Origin of the sequence: Hymenobacter polaris, assembly GCF_012927305.1 — a bacterium.
GTDB classification, from domain to species: Bacteria; Bacteroidota; Bacteroidia; order Cytophagales; family Hymenobacteraceae; genus Hymenobacter; species Hymenobacter polaris.
In genome coordinates, this window is record NZ_JABBGH010000001.1 from 2,436,069 (window position 1) to 2,456,385 (window position 20,317).

General features: G+C 62.5%; 13 protein-coding genes. 9 read left to right on the forward strand and 4 right to left on the reverse strand.

Translation table 11 applies throughout. The features are described from left to right. Positions 1 to 113: 113 nt before the first annotated feature. From HHL22_RS10255 to HHL22_RS10285, 7 genes are all read left to right on the forward strand, one after another. Positions 114 to 1,169: an efflux RND transporter periplasmic adaptor subunit gene (locus tag HHL22_RS10255; RefSeq protein ID WP_169530880.1), complete on the forward strand. Its 1,056-nt coding sequence runs from the start codon at positions 114 to 116 to the stop codon at positions 1,167 to 1,169. Between the two features lie 137 nt (positions 1,170 to 1,306). After that, positions 1,307 to 4,417: an efflux RND transporter permease subunit gene (locus tag HHL22_RS10260; protein WP_169530881.1), complete on the forward strand. Its 3,111-nt coding sequence runs from the start codon at positions 1,307 to 1,309 to the stop codon at positions 4,415 to 4,417. Positions 4,418 to 4,447: 30 nt separating this feature from the next. After that, on the forward strand, positions 4,448 to 5,800 hold the full coding sequence (locus HHL22_RS10265; RefSeq protein WP_169530882.1) for a TolC family protein: 1,353 nt from the start codon (positions 4,448 to 4,450) through the stop codon (positions 5,798 to 5,800). Positions 5,801 to 5,850: 50 nt separating this feature from the next. Further along, positions 5,851 to 6,513, forward strand: a complete 663-nt coding sequence (locus HHL22_RS10270; RefSeq protein ID WP_169530883.1) for an urease accessory protein UreF — start codon at positions 5,851 to 5,853, stop codon at positions 6,511 to 6,513. A 502-nt stretch (positions 6,514 to 7,015) separates the two neighbouring features. Continuing rightward, positions 7,016 to 7,768 (forward strand): urease accessory protein UreG, encoded by a 753-nt coding sequence (ureG, locus tag HHL22_RS10275; RefSeq protein ID WP_169530884.1) that lies wholly within the window; start codon positions 7,016 to 7,018, stop codon positions 7,766 to 7,768. Between the two features lie 314 nt (positions 7,769 to 8,082). Further along, positions 8,083 to 12,582: a glutamate synthase large subunit gene (gene gltB, locus HHL22_RS10280; RefSeq protein WP_169530885.1), complete on the forward strand. Its 4,500-nt coding sequence runs from the start codon at positions 8,083 to 8,085 to the stop codon at positions 12,580 to 12,582. Positions 12,583 to 12,859: 277 nt separating this feature from the next. Then, on the forward strand, positions 12,860 to 14,329 hold the full coding sequence (locus HHL22_RS10285; protein WP_169530886.1) for a glutamate synthase subunit beta: 1,470 nt from the start codon (positions 12,860 to 12,862) through the stop codon (positions 14,327 to 14,329). Positions 14,330 to 14,393: 64 nt separating this feature from the next. On the opposite strand, the gene HHL22_RS10290 is transcribed toward HHL22_RS10285, so the two are convergent. Further along, positions 14,394 to 15,560 carry a DUF4062 domain-containing protein gene (locus HHL22_RS10290; RefSeq protein WP_169530887.1) on the reverse strand — a complete coding sequence of 389 codons (1,167 nt, stop codon included), beginning with the start codon at positions 15,558 to 15,560 and terminating at the stop codon, positions 14,394 to 14,396. A gap of 91 nt (positions 15,561 to 15,651) precedes the next feature. On the opposite strand from HHL22_RS10290, the gene HHL22_RS10295 reads away from it, so the two are divergent. Together HHL22_RS10295 and HHL22_RS10300 are read left to right on the forward strand one after the other, a co-directional pair. Beyond that, complete coding sequence (locus HHL22_RS10295; protein ID WP_169530888.1) at positions 15,652 to 16,593, forward strand: helix-turn-helix transcriptional regulator; 942 nt, start codon at positions 15,652 to 15,654, stop codon at positions 16,591 to 16,593. 240 nt (positions 16,594 to 16,833) lie between these two features. Next, positions 16,834 to 17,703 (forward strand): SDR family oxidoreductase, encoded by an 870-nt coding sequence (locus HHL22_RS10300; RefSeq protein WP_169530889.1) that lies wholly within the window; start codon positions 16,834 to 16,836, stop codon positions 17,701 to 17,703. A gap of 80 nt (positions 17,704 to 17,783) precedes the next feature. Here HHL22_RS10300 and HHL22_RS10305 read toward each other — a convergent pair whose 3' ends face one another. The 3 genes from HHL22_RS10305 to HHL22_RS10315 form a co-directional block, all read right to left on the reverse strand. Further along, entirely contained in the window at positions 17,784 to 18,452 is a 669-nt protein-coding gene (locus HHL22_RS10305; RefSeq protein ID WP_169530890.1) for a TMEM175 family protein, read from the reverse strand. A gap of 6 nt (positions 18,453 to 18,458) precedes the next feature. Next, positions 18,459 to 19,358 carry a DUF4261 domain-containing protein gene (locus HHL22_RS10310; protein WP_169530891.1) on the reverse strand — a complete coding sequence of 300 codons (900 nt, stop codon included), beginning with the start codon at positions 19,356 to 19,358 and terminating at the stop codon, positions 18,459 to 18,461. Positions 19,359 to 19,487: 129 nt separating this feature from the next. Further along, positions 19,488 to 20,315: a phosphatase PAP2 family protein gene (locus HHL22_RS10315; RefSeq protein WP_169530892.1), complete on the reverse strand. Its 828-nt coding sequence runs from the start codon at positions 20,313 to 20,315 to the stop codon at positions 19,488 to 19,490. Positions 20,316 to 20,317 lie beyond the last annotated feature (2 nt).

A 20,317-nucleotide genomic window follows, 5' to 3' on the forward strand; every position in this document is an offset into this window, starting at 1 on the left:
TTTGCCGACGCCAGCAGCCGGAACCCGAACTTTGCCGGGTTCGTTGCACCTGGCTTGGCGCGCGGGCGGCAATGACTGCCGCGCCGCCAGTCGTTTTTTCTTCGCTGCCTTTTATGCGCCTGTTTTCCGCGCCGCTTTATTTGCTGGCTGCCAGCACCCTAGCCCTGCTGGGGGGCTGCCACGCCAAAACCGACAAAGCCGCTAAGGGTGGCGACAAGAAGAACGCCGGCCCGGCCCTGGTAGACGTGCTGGTGGCCCGCCCCACCGCCAGCGGCGACTCGGTGGTGGCCAACGGCGCGGTGGTGGCCAGCAACTACGTCGAGCTGCACCCTGAGGTCAGCGGCCGCCTCACGTTTCTGAACGTGCGCGAGGGCCAGCACATCGCCAAGGGCACCGTTATTGCGCGCATCAACGACGCCGACCTGCAGGCCCAGCTGGCCAAAACCAACGCCCTGCTGAAGGTATCGCACCTCTCGCAGCAGCGCCTCGAAAAGCTGCTGGCCATGCAGGGCGTTAATCAGGCCGACTATGACCTGGCCGTGAGCCAGGTGCAAAGCAACGAGGCCGACGCCGCCTACACTCGCGCGCTGCTGGCCAAAACGATTATCCGCGCGCCCTTTGGCGGGGTGGTAGGCCTGCGCCAGGTAAGCCCCGGCGCCTACGTGACCCCCGCCACTATCCTCACCACGGTGCGGGCCGACGATAACCTGAAGGTAGATTTCACGCTGCCCGAAGCTAATGCGCCGCTGGTGCAGCCGGGCAGCCGGGTGGTGGTGCGCCTAGGGGGTCGCCGCTACCTAGCCACCGTGCAAGCCCTGGAAAGCCAGGTCAACCAAACCACCCGCAACCTGACGGTGCGCGCCCTGCTGCCGGCCGGCGTGCCGGCCACGCCGGGCACCTTCGCCCGCATCAGCGTGAGCACCGGCGCGACCCGCCAGCGCGTGCAGCTGCCCACCAGCGCCATCGTGCCCGGCGACCAGGCCGACCAGGTGGTGCTGGTGAAAAATGGCCAGGCCAAGATGCAGAACGTGCAAACCGGCGACCGCCAAAACGACAGCATCGCCATTCTGAGCGGCCTAGCGCCCGGCGACTCGGTGGTGACCAAGGGCGTGCTCTTTACGCAGCCCGGCAAGCCGGTGAAAGTGCGTAAAGCAGTAGCGAAGAGTTAAAAATGAACAAGAACGTCATGCTGAGCTTGCCGAAGCATCTCTACCGCTTCGCCTGAATCGTTGCAACGAAGCGGTAGAGATGCTTCGGCAAGCTCAGCATGACGTTCTTGTTCATTGCTCATTACTAATTACTTCCTGTGAACATATCCGAACTATCCCTGAAGCGGCCGGTGCTGGCCACGGTCATCAACCTACTGCTGCTACTCTTCGGCGGGGTGGGGTTCTCGTTTCTGGCCCTGCGCGACTACCCGGCCATCGACCCGCCGATTATCAGCGTGACGACTTCGTACACCGGGGCCAACGCCGACGTGATTGAAAACCAGATAACGGAGCCGCTCGAAAAGCAGATTAACGGCATTCCGGGCATCCGGTCCATTACCAGCAGCAGCTCGCTGGGGTCGAGCAACATCACGGTCGAGTTCAACCTAGGGGTCGATTTGGAGGCCGCCGCCTCCGACGTGCGCGACAAGGTGGGCCAGGGCGTGCGCTCGCTGCCGCAGGATATTGACGCGCCGCCGGTGGTGGCCAAGTCGGACGCCAACTCCGACAACATCTTAATTCTGGCGGTGCAGAGCCGCACCAAGAGCCTGCTGGAACTGAGCGACTTTGCCGAGAACAACTTGCAGCAGCGCTTCCAAACCATCAACGGGGTGTCGGCCATCAACATCTTCGGGCAGCAGCGCTACGCCATGCGCCTCTGGCTCGACCCAGCCCAGATGGACGCCTACCAGGTGTCGTTTACGGACGTGCAGAACGCCCTGAACGCCGAGAACGTGGAGGTGCCGGCCGGCAAAATCTACGGCGGCCAAACCGAGCTGACCATCCGCACGATGGCGCGCTTCTCGACCGAGCAGCAGTTTCGGGACCTGATTCTGCGCGAGAACGCCCAGGGCATCGTGCGCCTGGGCGACGTGGCGCGGGTGGTCCTAGGGCCCGAAACTTACGAGCAAAGCTGGAAGCTGAACGGCGCCTTAGCCGTAGGCCTGGCCATTACGCCGCAGCCAGGCTCGAACTACGTGCAGATTGCCGACGAATTTTACAAGCGCCTGGCCGAGGTGCAGAAGGAAAACAAGCAGGACATCGAGATGCGCGTCATCATCGATAACACCCGCATTGTGAAGAACTCGATTAAGGAAGTCGAGGAAACGCTGCTCATCTCGTTTGGGCTGGTGGTGGTCGTGATTTTCCTATTTTTCCGCAACTGGCTCACGGCCCTGCGTCCGCTCATCGACATTCCCATCTCGCTGATTGCCACGTTCTTCGTGATGTACCTGGCGGGTTTCACCATCAACATTCTGACCTTGCTGGGCATTGTGCTGGCCACGGGCCTGGTGGTAGACGACGGCATCGTGGTGACGGAGAACATCTTCCGCAAGCTGGAGGAGGGGATGGACATCAAGCGCGCGGCGCTGGAGGGCAGCAAGGAGATTTTCTTCGCCGTTATCTCCACTTCGCTCACCTTGGCGGTGGTGTTTTTGCCGGTCATTTTTTTGCAGGGATTTACCGGGCGCTTATTCCGCGAGTTTGGGGTGGTGGTGGCCGGCGCGGTGCTGATTTCGGCCTTCGTGTCGCTTACTATTACGCCGGTGCTCAACGTGGTGCTGCACCGCGAAAACAAAGACGGCGGCAGCGGGCACGGCAAGTTTTACGACCGCACTGAGCCGTTCTTTCAGGGTATGGAAAACGGCTACGGCAAGCTGGTAGGTGGTTTTTTGCGGGTGCGCAGCCTGGCCTGGGTGGTGGTGCTGGCCTGCGGCGGCCTCATCTACTTCATCGGCCGCGGCCTGCCCACCGAGCTGGCCCCGCTGGAAGACCGCAGCAGCGTGCGCCTCACCCTGACCGGCCCCGAGGGCATGAGCTACAGCGCCATGCAGGAAACGGCCGACCGGGTAGCCACCTTCGTGCAGGACTCGGTGCCCGAGCTGGACTTCGTGTTTGCGCGCACGCCGGCCGGCGGCAGCGCCAATACGGCCCAGGTACGCCTAGGGCTGGTGCCGCCCGATGAGCGCAAGCGCTCGCAGGATGACATTGCCAAGTACCTGACCAAGAATACCAAGCGCTTCAACGACGCGCGCATTTTCGTGGTGCAGGAGCAGACGATTGCCGTGGGCTCGGGCTCTAAGAGTAGCGTGCCGGTGCAGTTTGTGCTGCAAAACGTGGACCTGGGTAAGATTAAGGAGGCGCTGCCTAAGTTTCTGGCCGCCGCCCGCCAGGACCCCACCTTCCAGAACGTGGACGCCAACCTGAAATTCAACAAGCCCGAAGTGCAGCTGCGCTTCGACCGCCTCAAAATCAGGGACCTAGGGCTAACGACGCAGCAAGTGGTGGCCGCCGTGCAGGGCGCTTTCGGGGGCCGGCGCATGGCCTACTTCCTGCTCGACGGGCGCCAGTACCAGGTAATCGGGCAGGTGGAGCGCAGCCAGCGCGGCAAGCCCGGCGACATCAGCCAGCTTTACGTCACCAACAGCCGGGGCGAGAGCATTCCGCTTTCGGCCGTGGTGCAGCGCGTGGAAGACGCCAACCCCAGCACCCTCTACCACTTCAACCGCCTGAAGGCGGCCACCCTATCGGCGCAGCTGGCCGAGGGCAAAACCGTGGGCGACGGCGTAAAGGCTATGCAAGCCATTGCCGATAAGGTGCTGGATGCCAGCTTCCAAACGGCGCTTACGGGCTCATCGCGCGACTTTGCCGAAAGCTCGGGCAATACGGCCTTTGCCTTCGTGCTGGCGCTGGTGCTGATTTACCTGCTGCTGGCCGCCCAGTTCGAGAGCTTCCGCGACCCGCTCATCATCCTCATCACGGTGCCGCTGGCGCTGGCCGGGGCCCTGCTCAGCCTGTGGGTAATGGGCCAGACGCTCAACATCTTCTCGCAAATTGGGATGATTATGCTCATCGGCCTGGTGACGAAAAACGGTATTCTCATCGTGGAGTTTGCCAACCACCAGCGCGACGCCGGCCTGCCCCTGCACGAGGCCGTGCGCCTGGCCGCCCAGCAGCGCCTGCGCCCCATCCTAATGACGTCGCTGGCCACCGCCCTAGGGGCCCTGCCCATTGCCCTAAGCCTGGGGGCGGCCAGCACCAGCCGCAAGCCACTGGGTACGGTTATCGTGGGTGGTATCCTGTTCTCGCTCATTCTCACGTTGTTAGTTATTCCGGCCGTGTATACCTTCATTGCTAAGGAGCGCAAGCCTACCGACACAACCGACGCACCAGTAGACGCCCACGCGCCCGCCGAACTGGTGGCCTAGAGGCACCGCAAGCCCCTAGGGCCACTCTCAATGAAACTTCCCCTTTTCAGCTTTTTACTGCTTCCCAGCCTGGCCCTCGCCCAAACGGCCACGCCCACCGAGTCGCCGGCTGGGCGCGGGGGGCCGGGCCCGGTGCTTACGCTACAGGCGGCGCTGCAAACGGCGCTCAAGAACAGCCTCGACGTGGAAATCAGCCAAACCAACGAGCAGGTGCAGCAAACGCGTAACACCCTGGGCTTTGCGGGCGGGCTGCCCACAGTGGGCATCGCCGCCAGCACCAACGGCGTGATTAACAACACCAGTCAGGAAATCTTCAACGCCAGCACCGGCGGCAACGTGAACCGGGCCGTGACGGGAGCGCAGTCGAGCCAGTACGCGGCGGGCCTCACGGGCAGCTACCTGCTCTACAACGGCGGCCGGGTGCGCGCCACCCGCAAGCGCCTCGACGAGCTGCAGCAAATTAGCGCTTTGCAGGTAAACTCCACCATCCAGAACGTGCTGGCCGACGTGAGCCTCAAGTACTTCGCCGTGGTGCAGCAGCAGCGCTACATCCGCACCCTGGAGGCCTCGGTGGAAGTGACGCGCCAGAAGCTGCGCCTGATTGAGACCCGCCAGAGCGTGGGGCTAGCCAACAACGCCGACAAGTTTCAGGCCCAACTCGACCTGAATGCCCAACTGCTGACCCAGCAGCAGCAGGCCCTGGCCGCCCAGCAGGCCACCGCCGATTTGCTGCGCGCCCTCACCCTGGACCTGAACACACCCGTGGCCGTGGAAGACAGCATCCCGGTGAGCAATACTCTGAGCTGGCCGGAAATCGAAACGGCCCTGGAGCGCAACCCCGACCTGCTGGCCGCCGAGCGCCAGGTGGCCGTGCAGCAGCTGGTGGAGCGCGAAACCCAGGCCGTGCGCTTTCCCGCCATCAGCGCCAACGCGGGCACCAACTTCGCCCGCAACGCCAACTCGGTGGGTACCACGCTCTTCAACCAGAGCTATGGCCCCTACGCCGGCCTCTCGCTGAGCGTGCCGCTCTACACAGGCGGCGTAAATAAGCGCCTAGTCGATATTGCCCGGCTGAATACCCGCACCGCCGAGCTGCAGCGCACCAGCCTGCAAAAAACTTACCGCCTGAACGCGCTCAAGGCCTGGGAGGCCTACCAAGTGCAACTTAGGCAGGTAGCCACCGCCGAGGAAAACTACACCACCGCCCGCAAGCTGCTCAAGCTAGTGCAGTTGCGCCTCGATGCGGGCCTCTCGACGCTGGTAGACGTGAAGCTGGCTCAGCAGAGCTTCGAGGATGCCGGCTACCGCTTGGTAAACTACCGCTACGCCGCCAAAACGGCCGAAATAACCCTGCGGCAGCTGGCCGCCCTGCTTACCCCCTAGGGTTCTACTAGGCACCAAACCCGCGGCGGCGCGTAGCTTGCGGCCCCGCCATGTCCCAGCTCGCCCGCCTGCTGCACCTCGCCGATTCGGCCCTGCCCACCGGCTCGTTTGCCTACTCCTACGGCCTGGAAAGCGCCCTCACCTTCGGCCTGCTGCGCACCGAAACCGAGTTTCGGGCCTACCTCTACTCGTTCTTGCAGCAGGCCGTGAGCCTCGAGCTGCCCTTCCTCACCTCGGCCGCCACCGCGCCGGTCGAGGCCCTAGGGCCGCTGCTGCTTGAGTACGACGCCCAGCTGCTGGTGCCCGCCCTGCACCGCGCCAGCGTCACGCAGGGCAAGAGCTGGCTGAAGCTGCTGGCGACTTTCTACCCCGAGGCCGGCCTGGAAACCCTAGGGGCCACCCTGGCCCGGCAGGAGCTGCCCGCGCATTTCGGGCCGCTGTTCGGCTACACCCTGGGTCGGGTAGGCTTCCCGGTGGCCGACCTGCAAGCCACCTACCTGCACCTCACCCTGCGCGACCAGCTCAGCGCCGCCATCCGCCTAGGGCTGCTCGGCCCGATGGCCGGCCACCGCCTACAACACGACTTCTACGGCATCTTTGAGGAACTGCTGACGGTAGTGCCGCCCTACACCGAAGCCACCCGCTGCACCGTGCTGCTCGACGTGGCTCAAACGCTGCACGAGGAGCTATACTCGCGGCTGTTTCAGTGCTAGCAAGATTTTCAACAGAACGTCATGCTGAGCTGGCCGAAGCATCTCTACCACGCCACCTAGGACTTCTAAGTAGAAATAAATGCTATTGCTATGGACTCAAGGAATATATTTATTTCAAGTCAGCATTGCCTCACAGACTTTAATTGGTCAGAACCGATTTACGTTGGCTTAAACCATGAAACGGCAAGCGAATTCAAACTTGATAAAGTCACTGAGTACGCGCATTCACTGTTTGACAAGCCAGCAATCTATGTTGTCGTTGGCCGGCGCGACTCATATCTAACGAATTTGGATGAGGCATTGCTAAAAGTTAATATGTATCTGAAAATGTCTGATATCCTACTTTGCAATATGTCATTCACGAAGGCTATGCAATTTTATAAAATCGGCGTTATGAAATTTGGTCAAAAGCGGCAGAGGCAGCCCTGCCAAGATGCTTCGGCAAGCTCAGCATAACGCTCTTACATTAGTCATTTGTCACTAATCGTTAGTCATTAAAAATATGGCCTTCGTTGATAAACTCGCCCTGCTCCTCCACGGCCACAGCCACGAAGCGCTGGAGTCGCCCGGCAGCTTCTCGGAGCGCGAAACGCGGCGGCTGCCGCCGTACCGGAATTTTCGCAAGCGGGCCTTTACGGTGGGCGTGGGCGGGCCGGTGGGTACTGGCAAAACGGCGCTGCTCAAGGCGCTGTGCGAGCACCTGCGCGACGAGTACCGCCTAGGGGTCGTTACCAACGACATCTTCACGCGAGAGGACGCCGAGTTTCTGGTGCGCGAGAGTGCGTTGAGCGAGGACCGAATAATCGGCGTCGAAACCGGCGGGTGCCCGCACGCGGCCATCCGGGAGGATATTTCGCTCAATATGGACGCGCTGGAGGAGCTGATGCAGCGCTTCGACGGGCAGTTGGATGTGCTGTTCGTGGAAAGCGGCGGCGACAACCTGGCCGCCCACTTCAGCCGCGAGTTGGTCGATTACTCCATCTACGTCATCGACGTGAGCGGCGGCGACAAGGTGCCGCGCAAGGGCGGGCCAGGCATCACGCAAGCCGACTTGCTGGTTATTAACAAGATAGACCTAGCGCCACTGGTGCGCGCCGACCTGGACGTGATGGCCCGCGACTCGCGCCGGATGCGCGGCGACGGCCCGTTTGTGTTTGCCCGCGCCTCCGATGGGCACAACCTGGACGACATCATTGCCCACATTCGGGCAGCGCGGGCCGGGGCGCTGGCCGCCGTGCGCGAGGACCGGCGGTGAAATAAGAGTTTGCCGCAACCGGCGCTTGCCCTATCTTGCGAGTGAAATAGCAAAAAACTAGGCTGGCGCTTGATTTTTTCTGGCTGCCTGCGGTTTAGCTACTGCTCTCCCTCCCCCTCTCCCCCCAGCCTTTCGTGGATGCCGACTGCTCGGCGTTAGCCTCGCTGCTTTGCAAGCAGCTGGGGGCCAGCGCCGGCTAGGCGTGCCCGCCCGTACCGTGGACTCTGCGAGTCCGCGCGGTTGGGCGGCCGGCGCACCCACGCGCGGACTCGCAGAGTCCACGGTACAACCACTTGCTAACTGTCACCAAACCCATGACTACCCTGTATCGCCCCGAGTTTGAGCACGATGCCTGCGGAACCGGCTTTATCACCAGCATCGACGGGCGCAAGAGCCACCAGATGGTGGCCGACGCCCTCACGATGCTGGCCAACATGGAGCACCGCGGCGCCTGCGGCTGCGATTCCGACTCGGGCGACGGGGCGGGGGTGCTCATTCAGCTGCCGCACTGGTTTCTGCTGGAGGAGTGCGTGGCCCACGGCATCCGGCTGCCCGAGCCGGGCGAGTACGGCGTGGGCATGGTGTTTCTGCCCAAGAAGGAGAAGCTGCGGGTGGCCTGCAAGGAGCTCATCGGGCAGGCGGCGGCGCAACTGGGCTTCCCGGTGCTGGGCTACCGGCCGGTGCCGGTGCGCACCGAAGGCATTGGCGTCACGGCCCTGTCGGCCGAGCCGGCCATTGAGCAATTGGTGCTGGGGCGGCCCCTAGGGGTGGTGCAGGAGGCCGACTTTGAGCGCAAGCTGTTTGTGCTGCGCCGGCTGGTTATCAAGCTCTTGACCGAGCAGCTACCGGCGGCGCTGGAGTCGTTTTACTTCGCCTCGCTCTCGTGCCGCACCATCGTCTATAAGGGGCAGCTCACGACCTACCAGGTGGGCATGTACTTCCCCGACCTCAGCGACGAGCGCGTGACCTCCGCGTTCGGGCTGGTGCATTCGCGCTTCTCCACCAATACCATGCCCTCGTGGAAGCTGGCCCAGCCCTTCCGCTACCTGGCGCACAACGGCGAGATTAACACGCTGCGGGGCAACTTGAACTGGTTTTACGCCGGCCTGCCCACCTACACCTCGCCCTACTTCACGGCCGAGGAGATGGAGATGCTGCTGCCCGTCATCGACCCCGGCCAGTCGGACTCGGCCTGCCTCGACAACATCGTGGAGCTGCTGCTGCACTGCGGCCGCTCGCTGCCCCACGTGCTGATGATGCTGGTGCCCGAAGCCTGGGACGGCAACGAGCAGATGGACCCGCTCAAAAAAGCCTTCTACGAGTTCCACGCCACCTTTATGGCCCCCTGGGACGGTCCGGCGGCCCTCAACTTCACCGACGGCACGCTGGTGGGCGCCATGCTCGACCGGAATGGGTTGCGGCCTTTGCGCTACGCCGTCACTAATGACGGGCGGGTACTGGTGGCCTCCGAGGCCGGCGTGCTGCCGCTGGCGCCGGAAACCATCATCAAGAAGGGGCGCTTGCAGCCGGGCAAGATGTTCGTGGTGGACACCAAGGCGGGCCGCATCCTCTCCGACCGCGAGATTAAAGCCCAAGCCGCCAGCCAGCAGCCCTACGGCGACTGGCTCGATAACAACCAGATAAGCCTCGAGGACCTGCCCGAGCCGCGCCTGGCCTTCACCGACCTCGGCGCCGAGGCCGTGCTCAAGTACCAGCAGGCCTTCGGCTACACCCGCGAGGACATCGAAACCGTGCTCGCCCCGATGGCCCTGGATGGCAAGGAGCCCATCGGCTCGATGGGCGTGGATGTGCCCCTGGCCGTGCTCTCCGACCAGCCCCAGCACCTGAGCAGCTACTTCAAGCAGTTCTTCGCCCAGGTCACCAACCCGCCCATCGACCCCATCCGGGAGCGGCTGGTGATGAGCCTGGCCACCTTCATCGGCAACAACGGCAACATCCTCGACGAGGACCCTAGGCACTGCCACTGCGTAGCCGCCAAGCAGCCCATCCTCAACAACCATGAGCTGGAAAAGCTGCGCAGCATTGACACCGGCTCGTTTCAGGCCAAGACGCTGCAAACCTACTTCAAGGCCGACGGCAAGCCCGGCGCCCTGCAGCGCGGCGTGGAGCGCCTGTGCCGCTACGCCGAAGACGCCGTGCACGACGGCTTTGAGGTACTCATCCTCTCCGACCGCGCCATGGACTCGGAGCACGCCCCGGTGCCCTCGCTGCTGGCCGTGTCGGCCGTGCACCACCACCTGATAAAGCGCGGGATGCGCGGCTCGGTGGGCCTCGTGGTGGAGGCCGGCGACGTGTGGGAGGTGCACCACTTCGCCTGCCTGCTGGCCTTCGGAGCCACCGCCATTAACCCCTACCTGGCGCTGGCCACCATCCAGACGCGCCACGCGGCGGGGCTGCTGGGCACGGCGCTGCCCTACGAGAAGCTGGCCTACAACTACATCAAGGCCGTGTGCGACGGGCTGCTCAAAATCTTCTCCAAGATGGGCATCTCGACCCTGCAGAGCTACCACGGCGCGCAGGTGTTCGAGATTCTGGGCCTCAACCAGGCCGTGGTGGATGCCTACTTCAGCGGCGCCGTGACGCGCATCGAGGGCCTGGGGTTGGACGAGATTGCCAAGGAAACGCTGCACAAGCACTGCCAGGGCTACAAGCAGGAAACCACCCTCGGGCCCGAGCTGCTGCCGGCCGGCGGCGTGTACCAGTGGCGCCGCCAGGGCGAGGCCCACATGTTCGACCCCGAGAGCGTGCACCTGCTCCAGCACGCCACCCGCACCGGCAACTACCAGACCTACAAGAAGTACGCCCAGCTGCTCAACGAGCACCCCAACCAGCTCTTTACCATCCGGGGGCTGCTGGGCTTCGCGCGGCACCGCCCCAGTATTGCCCTGGAGGAGGTGGAGCCGGCTGAGCGCATCATGAAGCGCTTCGCCACCGGCGCCATGTCGTTTGGCAGCATCTCGCACGAGGCGCACAGCACCCTGGCCATCGCCATGAACCGCATCGGCGGCAAGAGCAACACCGGCGAGGGCGGCGAAGACCCGCTGCGCTACGAGGTTATGGAAAACGGCGACTCCATGCGCTCGGCCATCAAGCAGATTGCCTCGGCCCGCTTCGGCGTCACGGCCCACTACCTCACCAACGCCGACGAGCTGCAAATCAAGATGGCCCAGGGCGCCAAACCCGGCGAGGGCGGGCAACTTCCTGGCCACAAGGTAGATGAGTGGATTGCCAAGGTGCGCCACGCCACGCCCGGCGTGGGCCTCATCTCGCCCCCGCCGCACCACGACATCTACAGCATCGAGGACCTGGCCCAGCTCATCTTCGACCTCAAGAATGCCAACCGCGCCGCCCGCATCAACGTGAAGCTGGTGAGTAAAGCGGGCGTGGGCACCATCGCCGCCGGCGTCGCCAAGGCCCACGCCGACGTGATTCTCATCTCCGGCTACGACGGCGGCACCGGCGCCTCACCCCTGAGCAGTATCCGCCACGCCGGCCTGCCCTGGGAGCTGGGCCTGGCCGAAGCCCACCAGACGCTGCTGCGCAGCCAGCTCCGCAGCCGCGTGGTGCTGCAAGCCGACGGCCAGATGAAAACCGGCCGCGACCTGGCCGTAGCCGCCCTCCTAGGGGCCGAGGAGTTTGGCGTGGCCACGGCCGCGCTCATCGCCGGCGGCTGCATCATGATGCGCAAGTGCCACCTCAACACCTGCCCGGTCGGCGTGGCCACCCAGGACCCCGAGCTGCGCAAGCTCTTCAGCGGCAAGCCCGAGCACATCGTCAACCTCTTCCGCTTCCTGGCCGAGGAGCTGCGCGAAATCATGGCCGAGCTGGGCTTCCGCACCCTCAACGAGATGGTGGGCCGCAGCGAGTTCCTGAAAGTGAACCCCGAGGCCGGCCACTGGAAGGCCAAGCTCCTCAACCTCGACGCAGTGCTCTCGCCCGCCCCCAACCTCTCGGGCGGCACCCTCTACAAGAGCGAGGAGCAGGACCACGGCATCGCCGAGGTGCTCGACTGGCAGCTGTTCGAGAAAGCCGGCCCCGCCCTGGAGCGCCAGGAGCCGGTAGAAGCCAGCTTCGCGGTGAAGAACACCGACCGCACCATTGGCACGCTGCTCAGCAATGAGGTCACCAAGCGCTACCACGCCGCCGGCCTGCCCGCCGACACGCTGCGCTACCGCTTCACCGGCTCGGCCGGCCAGAGCTTCGGCGCCTTCGCCACCAAGGGCCTCACCTTCCAGCTCGAAGGCGAAGCCAACGACTACGTGGGCAAGGGCCTGAGCGGGGCGCGGCTGGCCATCTTCCCGCCCGCCGCCAGCACCTTCGTGCCGGAGAATAACATCCTCATCGGCAACGTGGCCCTCTACGGTGCCACCTCGGGCGAGCTGTACGTGCGCGGCAAGGCCGGCGAGCGCTTCGCCGTGCGCAACTCCGGCGCCACCGCCGTAGTCGAAGGCGTGGGCGACCACGGCTGCGAGTACATGACCGGGGGCCGGGTGCTCATCCTAGGGCGCACTGGCCGCAACTTCGCCGCCGGCATGAGCGGCGGCCTGGCCTGGGTCTACGACCCCGAAGGCACCTTCCCCGCCAACTGCAACCCCGACATGGTATCGCTGGAAGGCCTCATGGAGGAGGACGAAAAGGAAATCCTGGCCCTGCTGAAGCAGCACCATGAGCTGACCGGCAGCCACCTGGCCAACTTCCTGCTGGGCAGCTGGGAGGAGGAAGCCGGGCGCTTCGTAAAAGTGTTCCCGCTGGAGTACAAGCGGGTGCTGGTGGGGCGCAAGGTGAACGTGTAGCCCCACCCCCCGGCCCCCTCCCCGAAAAGGATAGGGGGAGCCGAGGCGACGCAGTAGAGCGTCATGCTGAGCTTGCCGAAGCATCTTGGCTGGCGGATACCCTAGGGGCTGTTCTGCCAAGATGCTTCGGCAAGCTCAGCATGACGTCTCTTAGGAATCATTGCTTCCTTAAGTAGTTAATTTTAAGACCACCGATTACCATTTTTCAAATGCCGCCTCGGCTCCCCCTCTCTGAAGGAGAGGGGTCCGGGGGGTGAGGCGCACCGCCAGTACAATCATGGGCAACATCACCGGCTTCAAAGAATACCCGCGCACCGCGCCACCCAAGGCGGCCCCGACCGAGCGCGTGGCCCACTACCAGGAGTTTATCGGCCTCTACCCCGAGGGGCAGCTGCACCAGCAGGCGGCGCGGTGCATGAACTGCGGCATCCCATTCTGCCACTCGGGCTGCCCGCTGGGCAACATCATCCCCGAGTTCAACGAGGCGGTGTACCAGCAGGATTGGCGGGCGGCCTACGACATCCTCTCGGCTACCAACAACTTCCCCGAGTTTACCGGCCGCATCTGCCCCGCGCCCTGCGAGTCGGCCTGCGTGTTGAGCATCCACAGCGCCCCGGTGGCCATCGAGGAAATCGAGAAGCACATCATCGAGATTGCCTTCGAGAAGGGTTTCGTGCAGCCAACGGCGCCGGTGCTCAAAACCGGCAAAACCATTGCCGTGGTGGGCAGCGGCCCGGCCGGGCTGGCCGTGGCGGCTCAGCTCACTGAGGCCGGCCACACGGTCACGGTGTTCGAGCGCGACCCGCACCCTGGGGGCCTCATGCGCTACGGCGTGCCCGATTTCAAGCTGGAGAAGTGGGTGATTGAGCGCCGCATCTCCTTGCTCGAAGCCGCTGGCGTAACCTTCCGCTGCAACGTCGAAATCGGCCGCGACCTCTCGGCCGCCGAGCTGCGCGCCGGCTTCGACGCGGTAGTGCTGGCCGCCGGCGCCTCGGCCCCGCGCGAGCTGAAGCTGCCCGGCCACGAGCTGGGCGGCATCCACTACGCCATGGAGTACCTCACGCAGCAAAACCGCCGCGTCAGCGACACGCCCATTGACTCGGAGCATATCCTGGCCGACGGGCTCGACGTGGTGGTAATCGGCAGCGGCGATACGGGCTCCGACTGCGTGGGCACCGCCAACCGCCAGCAGGCGCGCTCGGTGGCCCAGTTTGCCATGATGCACCAGCCCGGCGAGGAGCGCCCGGCCCACACGCCCTGGCCGCTGTACCCCAATGTGTTCCGCACCAGCAGCTCGCACGAGGAGGGCTGCCAGCGCTACTGGGGCGTCAATACCAAGGCCTTCCTGGGCGACGAGCAAGGCCAGGTGCGCGCCCTGCTGGTAAGCGACATCACCTGGGAAACCGACGAGATGGGCCGCCGCGTCCGCTTCGAGGAAATCCCGAACTCCGACCGCGAGATGCCCTGCCAGCTGGTGCTGCTGGCCCTGGGCTTCACCGGCCCGGCCAACGCCGGCTTGCTTGGCCAACTCGGCGTGGGCCTCGACGCGCGCGGCAACGTGCACGCCCCCGAAACCACCTACCACACCAGCGTGCCCGGCGTGTTCGTGGCCGGCGACATGCGCCGCGGCCAGTCGCTAATAGTCTGGGCCATTTCCGAAGGCCGCGAGGCTGCCCGCCAGATTGACATATACCTGATGGGCAAAACCAACCTGCCCAGCAAGAACGGGCCGGGGATGCGGGGGTAAAGCTGGCTAGGGCCGTAACGGAACCGCCCCGGTAGCTGGTGCTGCCGGGGCGGCTTTTTATTTTTTAAGATAATAGTTTGAGGGTTAATTTCTCAAACTCCACATTATATTCTTGTAAAGCTTGCTCATCTAATTCGACCTTTAGAGATAAACTAAGCTCAACTTTCTCATTAAGTTCTATAGATGATTTCGCATTAATTAAGTTATCCATAATTATTTTAGGAAACTCTCTTAAGCTAATCAATACTTTATTTGCTAGAGCAGCTAATTTTATTTTAACTTCTTCACAATAATCGGGAACAGATGTGCAATTGGTATCGATAGACCATCTAAGTAATTCCTCATATATATTAGCATAAGTTTTAGCCACATAAAATAACCCATTTAAATCAGCGGGAACACCCGGTTCGTTCAAAAAATCAGCAAGTGCTCTGTTGACTAGACTTCCTAAAGATACAACTAGATTAGATATTGAATCTATTCGATTAGAAACCCAATCCATAATTTCACTATTTGAACGAATCATGGATTTTATTCCGTAACGAATGCTATATTTATAATCATTGTATACATGCATTTTATTCTGCATTTCATCAAATAATACTTGCGCAAAGAATATATACTCATATAAATCTTCCTTATCTACAAGTATTCTAATAGCATCGTCTGAAACGCCTAACCTGAATACACTTGGTATTCTCTGCTCATACTTTGCTCTTATCTTGAGACTATTTCTGAAAAGATAAGATAATTGAACTTTCAATATTGATACTATATCCTGAGCTTTTTCAAATTCAAATGTCCATAATTGTGAATCATTTCTGATTTCATTTATAAAATCAAATACCTTTGTAGAGTCTACAAATTTAGAAAAATTAGCATCTTTGTTTTCTTTATAAAAATATAATGCGCTTAACGTTTTTTTATCTACAAAAACGAAGATGGGTATTCGCTTTTGTTTTGCTGCTAAAAATTCTGAATTAGTGATAGATTTTCCTGTATCGACTAGACTACCGTATCTATTACCGACTATTAAAATCATTATATCAGCAGAGTCTCGAACAGCATTGATGCAATTCTTAATCGTATTTTCTTGCGGATTAACAGGAAAGTTATCAAATTCTGACAGAACAGGATTGTGGCCAACACCGCCTATGAAGTCTGACATGTCAACCCTGATTTGCGATAAATCATAGCAAGTTGAGCTAACAAATATATTTAATTTGTTCATAATCAAGTTATAGACACTTTGCAAGGTGAGTATTGAAGACACAAGGTACAATCAAGAACAATTTACCTTTGACTTCTTACAGCCTACCGCGATGCCCGCCGCCACCTACCACGAGTACTTGGCCGAAGCCACGGCCGCCGAGACCGGCCGCCTGCTGCCCGCCGCCACGGCCGCCGAAACCGGGCAGTTCAACGTCTTCAACATCGCCGACCTGCTAGCCACCCGCGGCAGCCGGCCGCCGATGAGCTTTGGGCGGCGGCCGTTCTACAAGATTAGCCTGATGCGGGGGCGCAGCCGGGTGGAGGTGGCCGACCGCACGGTGGAGGTAGCCGGGCCGGCGCTGTGGCTCGTGACCTCGCGGGTGCCTTACCGTTGGCACCCGCACGATGCCGAGCAAGTGGGCTGCTTCTGCGTGTTCACCGACGAGTTTCTGGTGCCCGTAAAGGGCAGCCTGGTGCCCGACGAGCTACCCGTTTTTCAGCCGGCCGCCTGCCCGGTGCTGCCGCTGGGCGAGGACGACTACGCGGCCGTAGCCGTCATTTTCGAGAAGATGACGCGGGAAATGACCTCGGGCTACGCCTACAAGCACGAGCTGCTACGGGCCTACCTGCTGGAGTTGATATTTCTAGCCCAAAAGCTACTGCCGCCTACCGCCGCCACCCTGGCCCCGCCCGCCGCGGCCCGGCTGGCGGCGCGGTTCACGGAACTGCTGGAGCGGCAGTTTCCGCTGGCCACGCCGGGGCAGGCGCTGGGCCTGCGCACAGCCCGCGACTTCGCCGACGCGCTGGCCGTGCACGTCAACCACCTCAACCGGGTACTGAAGGACGCTACCGGCCGCACTACCACTGCCCTCATCGCCGTCCGCTTGGGCCAGGAGGCTCGGCAACTACTGCGCCACACCACCTGGACGGTCGCCGAAGTCGCCGATGGCCTGGGCTTCACCGATACAGCTCACTTCTGCCACTTCTTCAAGCGGCAGACGGGGTGCGCGCCGGGCGAGTACCGGGGCGGCGGAGTAGCAGTAAGCATCTGAACCTAAAAGGCCGGTCATGCTGCGCGCAGCCGAAGCATCTCTACCCCAGCACTAACTTCTGACATTAGGATTACTTGCGCGGTAGAGATGCTTCGGCTGCGCGCAGCATGACCGGCCTTTTAGGTGTGCTGAGGCTGTCTGTTTGATTTATACAGCAAACGCTTTGCCTTGCGCAACGCCACCAGCCGTCACTCGCCGGACCTTTGCCGGGGTAATCACTCACCTTTTCCCCAGACTACTATGAAAGTTTTCGTAACCGGCGCGTCGGGCTTTGTGGGCTCGGCCGTGGTGCAGGAATTATTGAAAGCCGGCCACCAGGTGCGCGGGCTGGCCCGCTCCGACGAGGCGGCTCAGGCGATTGAGGCGGCAGGTGCCGAGGTGTTTCGCGGCTCCATCGACGACCCGGACAGCCTGACTCGGGGCGCTACTGGCGTGGATGGCGTCATTCACACGGCTTATAACCACGATTTCTCGCAGTACGAGAAGGCTGGCCAAACGGAGGCGCAGGCTATTGCGGCGCTGGGCAAGGCACTGGCTGGCAGCAACAAGCCGCTGGTGACAACGTCTGGTCTGGCGGGCCTGGCCAACGGCCGCGAAACCGACGAGTCTACCTCCAGCATACGCCCCTCCGAGCCGGCCACGCTGGCGCTGGTGCCGCAGGGCGTGCGGGCCATGGTAATGCGCCTGGCTTCCTCCGTGCACGACGCCGGTGACCACGGCTTCGTGCCCTACCTCATTCAGGTAGCCCGCGAGAAAGGCAAAGCGGCTTACATCGGCGACGGGCAGAACTGCTGGGCCGCCGTGCACCGCCTCGACGCGGCCCACCTCTACCGGCTGGCGCTGGAGCAGGGCGAGGCCGGCAGCCGCTACCACGGCGTAGGCGAAGCGGGCATTCCGTTCCGCGAGATTGCCGAGGAAATCGGCCGCCGCCTCCGCGTGCCGGTGGTATCCATCACGGCCGAGGAAGCCCCCGTGCACCTCGGCTGGATGGCCCGCTTCGCAGGACTGAACCTAACCGGCAGCAGCGCGCTGACGCAGCAGCGCCTGGGCTGGCAGCCGACGCACATGGGGCTGCTGGCCGATATGGATGCGAATTATTTTGGGGGATAGGCTTCGGTGTATTACGCCCGGCGAGGCTAGGGAGTGCTACTAGTGCGGGTGAGGTGCCCCACCCGCACTAGTAGCACTCCCTAGCCTCGCGGGTCGGGGATGAGGTCCGTGCGCCCGCGCCGCCGCTGCCGGGCGCGGCGGCGGCCGTAGAATATCCACACAATCAGCATAGTAGGTATTTTAAGAAAAAGCAGCACGAAGGCCAGCGCCGGGCTCAGGAAGGCCACACCGACGGCCACGGCAGCGTTGAGCATCTCCAGGTTGCAGTACGCGCGCAGATAGTAGCTGGTGAGGCGCGAGAGGGCCTGCGGCTTGAGCAGCGCCGGGCGCGCCACCACGTAGTCCCAGATAAAGTTCTGCAACACGGCGATAACCAGCGTATTGAGACAGTAGAGCAGCATGGCCGGCTTATCGGTAAAGTAGCTGCTGACGAGCGTGGTGGTGAAGGGCAGCAGCACGATAAACAGCAGCCAGCCCACATTGAGGCCCAGTAGCCGGTCGTCGGCGTGGCGCAGGTAAATGCAGAAGCGGTAGTGCATGCGCCAGAAGCCGGCGATGTTGATGAACGAGAGCAGAAACGCTGCAAACGTGCGCCACTGTGCGCCTACGTCGGCCCAGTGCAGGTGCTCGGGGCCGGGGCGCGGCAGGCGCAGGTCGAGGGCCAGCAGGGTAATGGCGATGGCCACCACGGCGTCGGAAAAGAACACCAGGCGGTCGAGCTGCAAGTCTTTTTCTTCTTTTACTTCCATCAGCAGTTAGTCGGGCTGGATGTTGAGCACCATACGCTCGGGGCCTACTAGAGCCATCTCCCGGTCGCACACCCAGCGCGAACCCGGCTCCAAGCCGGCAATGGTATTACCGTTAGCGATGATGTCGCCGTGCTGAAAGAGGTAGTAGGCGTAGTTCCACAGCAGGCCCGCCACGGCCGAAGGGTCGAAGCCGATGGTATGTACCTGCACATCGGGTAAGCCCAGCGCGTGCAGGCCTAGGGTATCCAGCACTGTTTCGGCAGGCTGCCCGTTGCTGATGTTGAAGAGCCGCACCTGTACCAGGGCCGCCAGCGGCTGCTTATCCGGGCCCGTCCACTGCTGCACCAGGGCCGCCGGCTGCAACAGCTTCTGCGAGGTTTGGGCATACACCACCTGCGGCCGGGTAGCCTGAATGACGGCAACCACGAAGTTCATAAACAGCTCGGTACGAATTGGGTACGCCAGCGGGCGTGACAGTAAATCGACAAGCAGCAGTTCGTAGCGGCAGCTTTCGGCGGTGGCGGCCGCCTCGGGCCAGTCCCAGTTCTGCTGCAACGCCTCGGGCGCGATGACGACGCCGGGTGCCGAGTCGTCGGGCTGCATGATGGTACATTGCGCGGGCAGGCGGCCGTCGGTAAACTCAACCTCCACTTCGGGGAAGAAGAATAGTAGCGGGCCCTCGCCCGGCGGCGGCTCGACGCGCGGGTAAGTGCGGCGCAGCGCCGCCAGGATGGCCTGGGCATCAACCACCGGCTTTTCCGTGAATAGTAGCTTGAGGCTAAGCAAGCTGGGCGCGTTGAAGAGCGGCTCCTCGGGCTCGGGCTCAGGAGGGGTTGGTCGGAAGCGGTCCAAAAATCCCATTACCGGTGGCGGGGCGTTGCGGCTGCGCATGCGGCTGGCAGCCATTGCCCGCGCAATAGTAAGGGTCAGTCGCCCACAAGTTTGGCCGCGTCCAGCGCTGCCTGCCCCTAGGGCCGCTTGCGCCGCAAAGTGAGCCTACCTGCTTGCCCCATCCCTCGCTGGCCTTGCGCTGCCTCACAACTGCTTGCTTAGCAGCAGGCCGCTGTAGGCGTAGCCGTTCACGTTCACGCCCTGCAGCGGCAGCAGCGACACGCCGTGGCGGCCAGCCACCTTGTGCAGCTGCGGCACCACTACGCCGCAAGTGGCCCCTAGGGCATAGCCCACAATATTGTCGGAGAGGAAGTGCTTGCCGGCTTCGATGCGGGTGAAAGCCACGGCCGCTGGCAGTAGCGCCGCGCCGGCCCATACGTAAGGCTCGGCCCGCGAGCCGGGGTGGAAATCGTGGAATACCTTGGCGGCGAAGAAGGTAGCGGCGGCCGTGTGCGCCGTGTGGCCGGCAAAGAATGCGTTGGTAGCGATGTGGCCGTTGCGCAGGTCGCCCCCCTCGGGGCCGTAGAGGTAGGGCCGGTAGCGCGGAATATTGCCGATGGACGTGAGGAACAGCGCATCGGCGGCGGCCAGCGACTCGATGTAGAGCACCACTACCTGCCCGTAGTGGCTGCGCACGGCCGGGTTCAGGGCCAGCAGGCCGGGCACGAGCACAAGCGAGGGGTAGCACAGCAAGTCGCCGGCCGTTTGGTAATTCGTGCTGTAGTAGCCCGCCGAAAACCGGTCGAATGCCGGAATGTCGTTCTTGTTGAGCGCGGCCAGCTCGGTGTTGGTGAGGCCGTTGCGCTGCATGGAGCGGTACAGCCCGAAGCCGCTGGCCGCCGCCTCCACGGCGATAATGGGCGCCTCCACAGCAACGCGCGTGTGGTAGGGCGAGGGTGCCTGCTGGGCCGCGGCCGGCAAGCCGGCGGCGCCTAGGGCCCCGGCTAGGACCAACGAAACGAACTGCTTCATAA

Bases quoted from the DNA above. Each gene is read 5' to 3' on its own strand.
- HHL22_RS10255 (WP_169530880.1), top strand. From the start codon at position 114: ATGCGCCTGTTTTCCGCGCCGCTTTATTTGCTGGCTGCCAGCACCCTA.
- HHL22_RS10265 (WP_169530882.1), top strand. From the start codon at position 4,448: ATGAAACTTCCCCTTTTCAGCTTTTTACTGCTTCCCAGCCTGGCCCTC.
- HHL22_RS10270 (WP_169530883.1), top strand. From the start codon at position 5,851: ATGTCCCAGCTCGCCCGCCTGCTGCACCTCGCCGATTCGGCCCTGCCC.
- ureG (WP_169530884.1), top strand. From the start codon at position 7,016: ATGGCCTTCGTTGATAAACTCGCCCTGCTCCTCCACGGCCACAGCCAC.
- gltB (WP_169530885.1), top strand. From the start codon at position 8,083: ATGACTACCCTGTATCGCCCCGAGTTTGAGCACGATGCCTGCGGAACC.
- HHL22_RS10285 (WP_169530886.1), top strand. From the start codon at position 12,860: ATGGGCAACATCACCGGCTTCAAAGAATACCCGCGCACCGCGCCACCC.
- HHL22_RS10290 (WP_169530887.1), bottom strand. From the start codon at position 15,560: ATGAACAAATTAAATATATTTGTTAGCTCAACTTGCTATGATTTATCG.
- HHL22_RS10295 (WP_169530888.1), top strand. From the start codon at position 15,652: ATGCCCGCCGCCACCTACCACGAGTACTTGGCCGAAGCCACGGCCGCC.
- HHL22_RS10300 (WP_169530889.1), top strand. From the start codon at position 16,834: ATGAAAGTTTTCGTAACCGGCGCGTCGGGCTTTGTGGGCTCGGCCGTG.
- HHL22_RS10305 (WP_169530890.1), bottom strand. From the start codon at position 18,452: ATGGAAGTAAAAGAAGAAAAAGACTTGCAGCTCGACCGCCTGGTGTTC.
- HHL22_RS10310 (WP_169530891.1), bottom strand. From the start codon at position 19,358: ATGGCTGCCAGCCGCATGCGCAGCCGCAACGCCCCGCCACCGGTAATG.
- HHL22_RS10315 (WP_169530892.1), bottom strand. From the start codon at position 20,315: ATGAAGCAGTTCGTTTCGTTGGTCCTAGCCGGGGCCCTAGGCGCCGCC.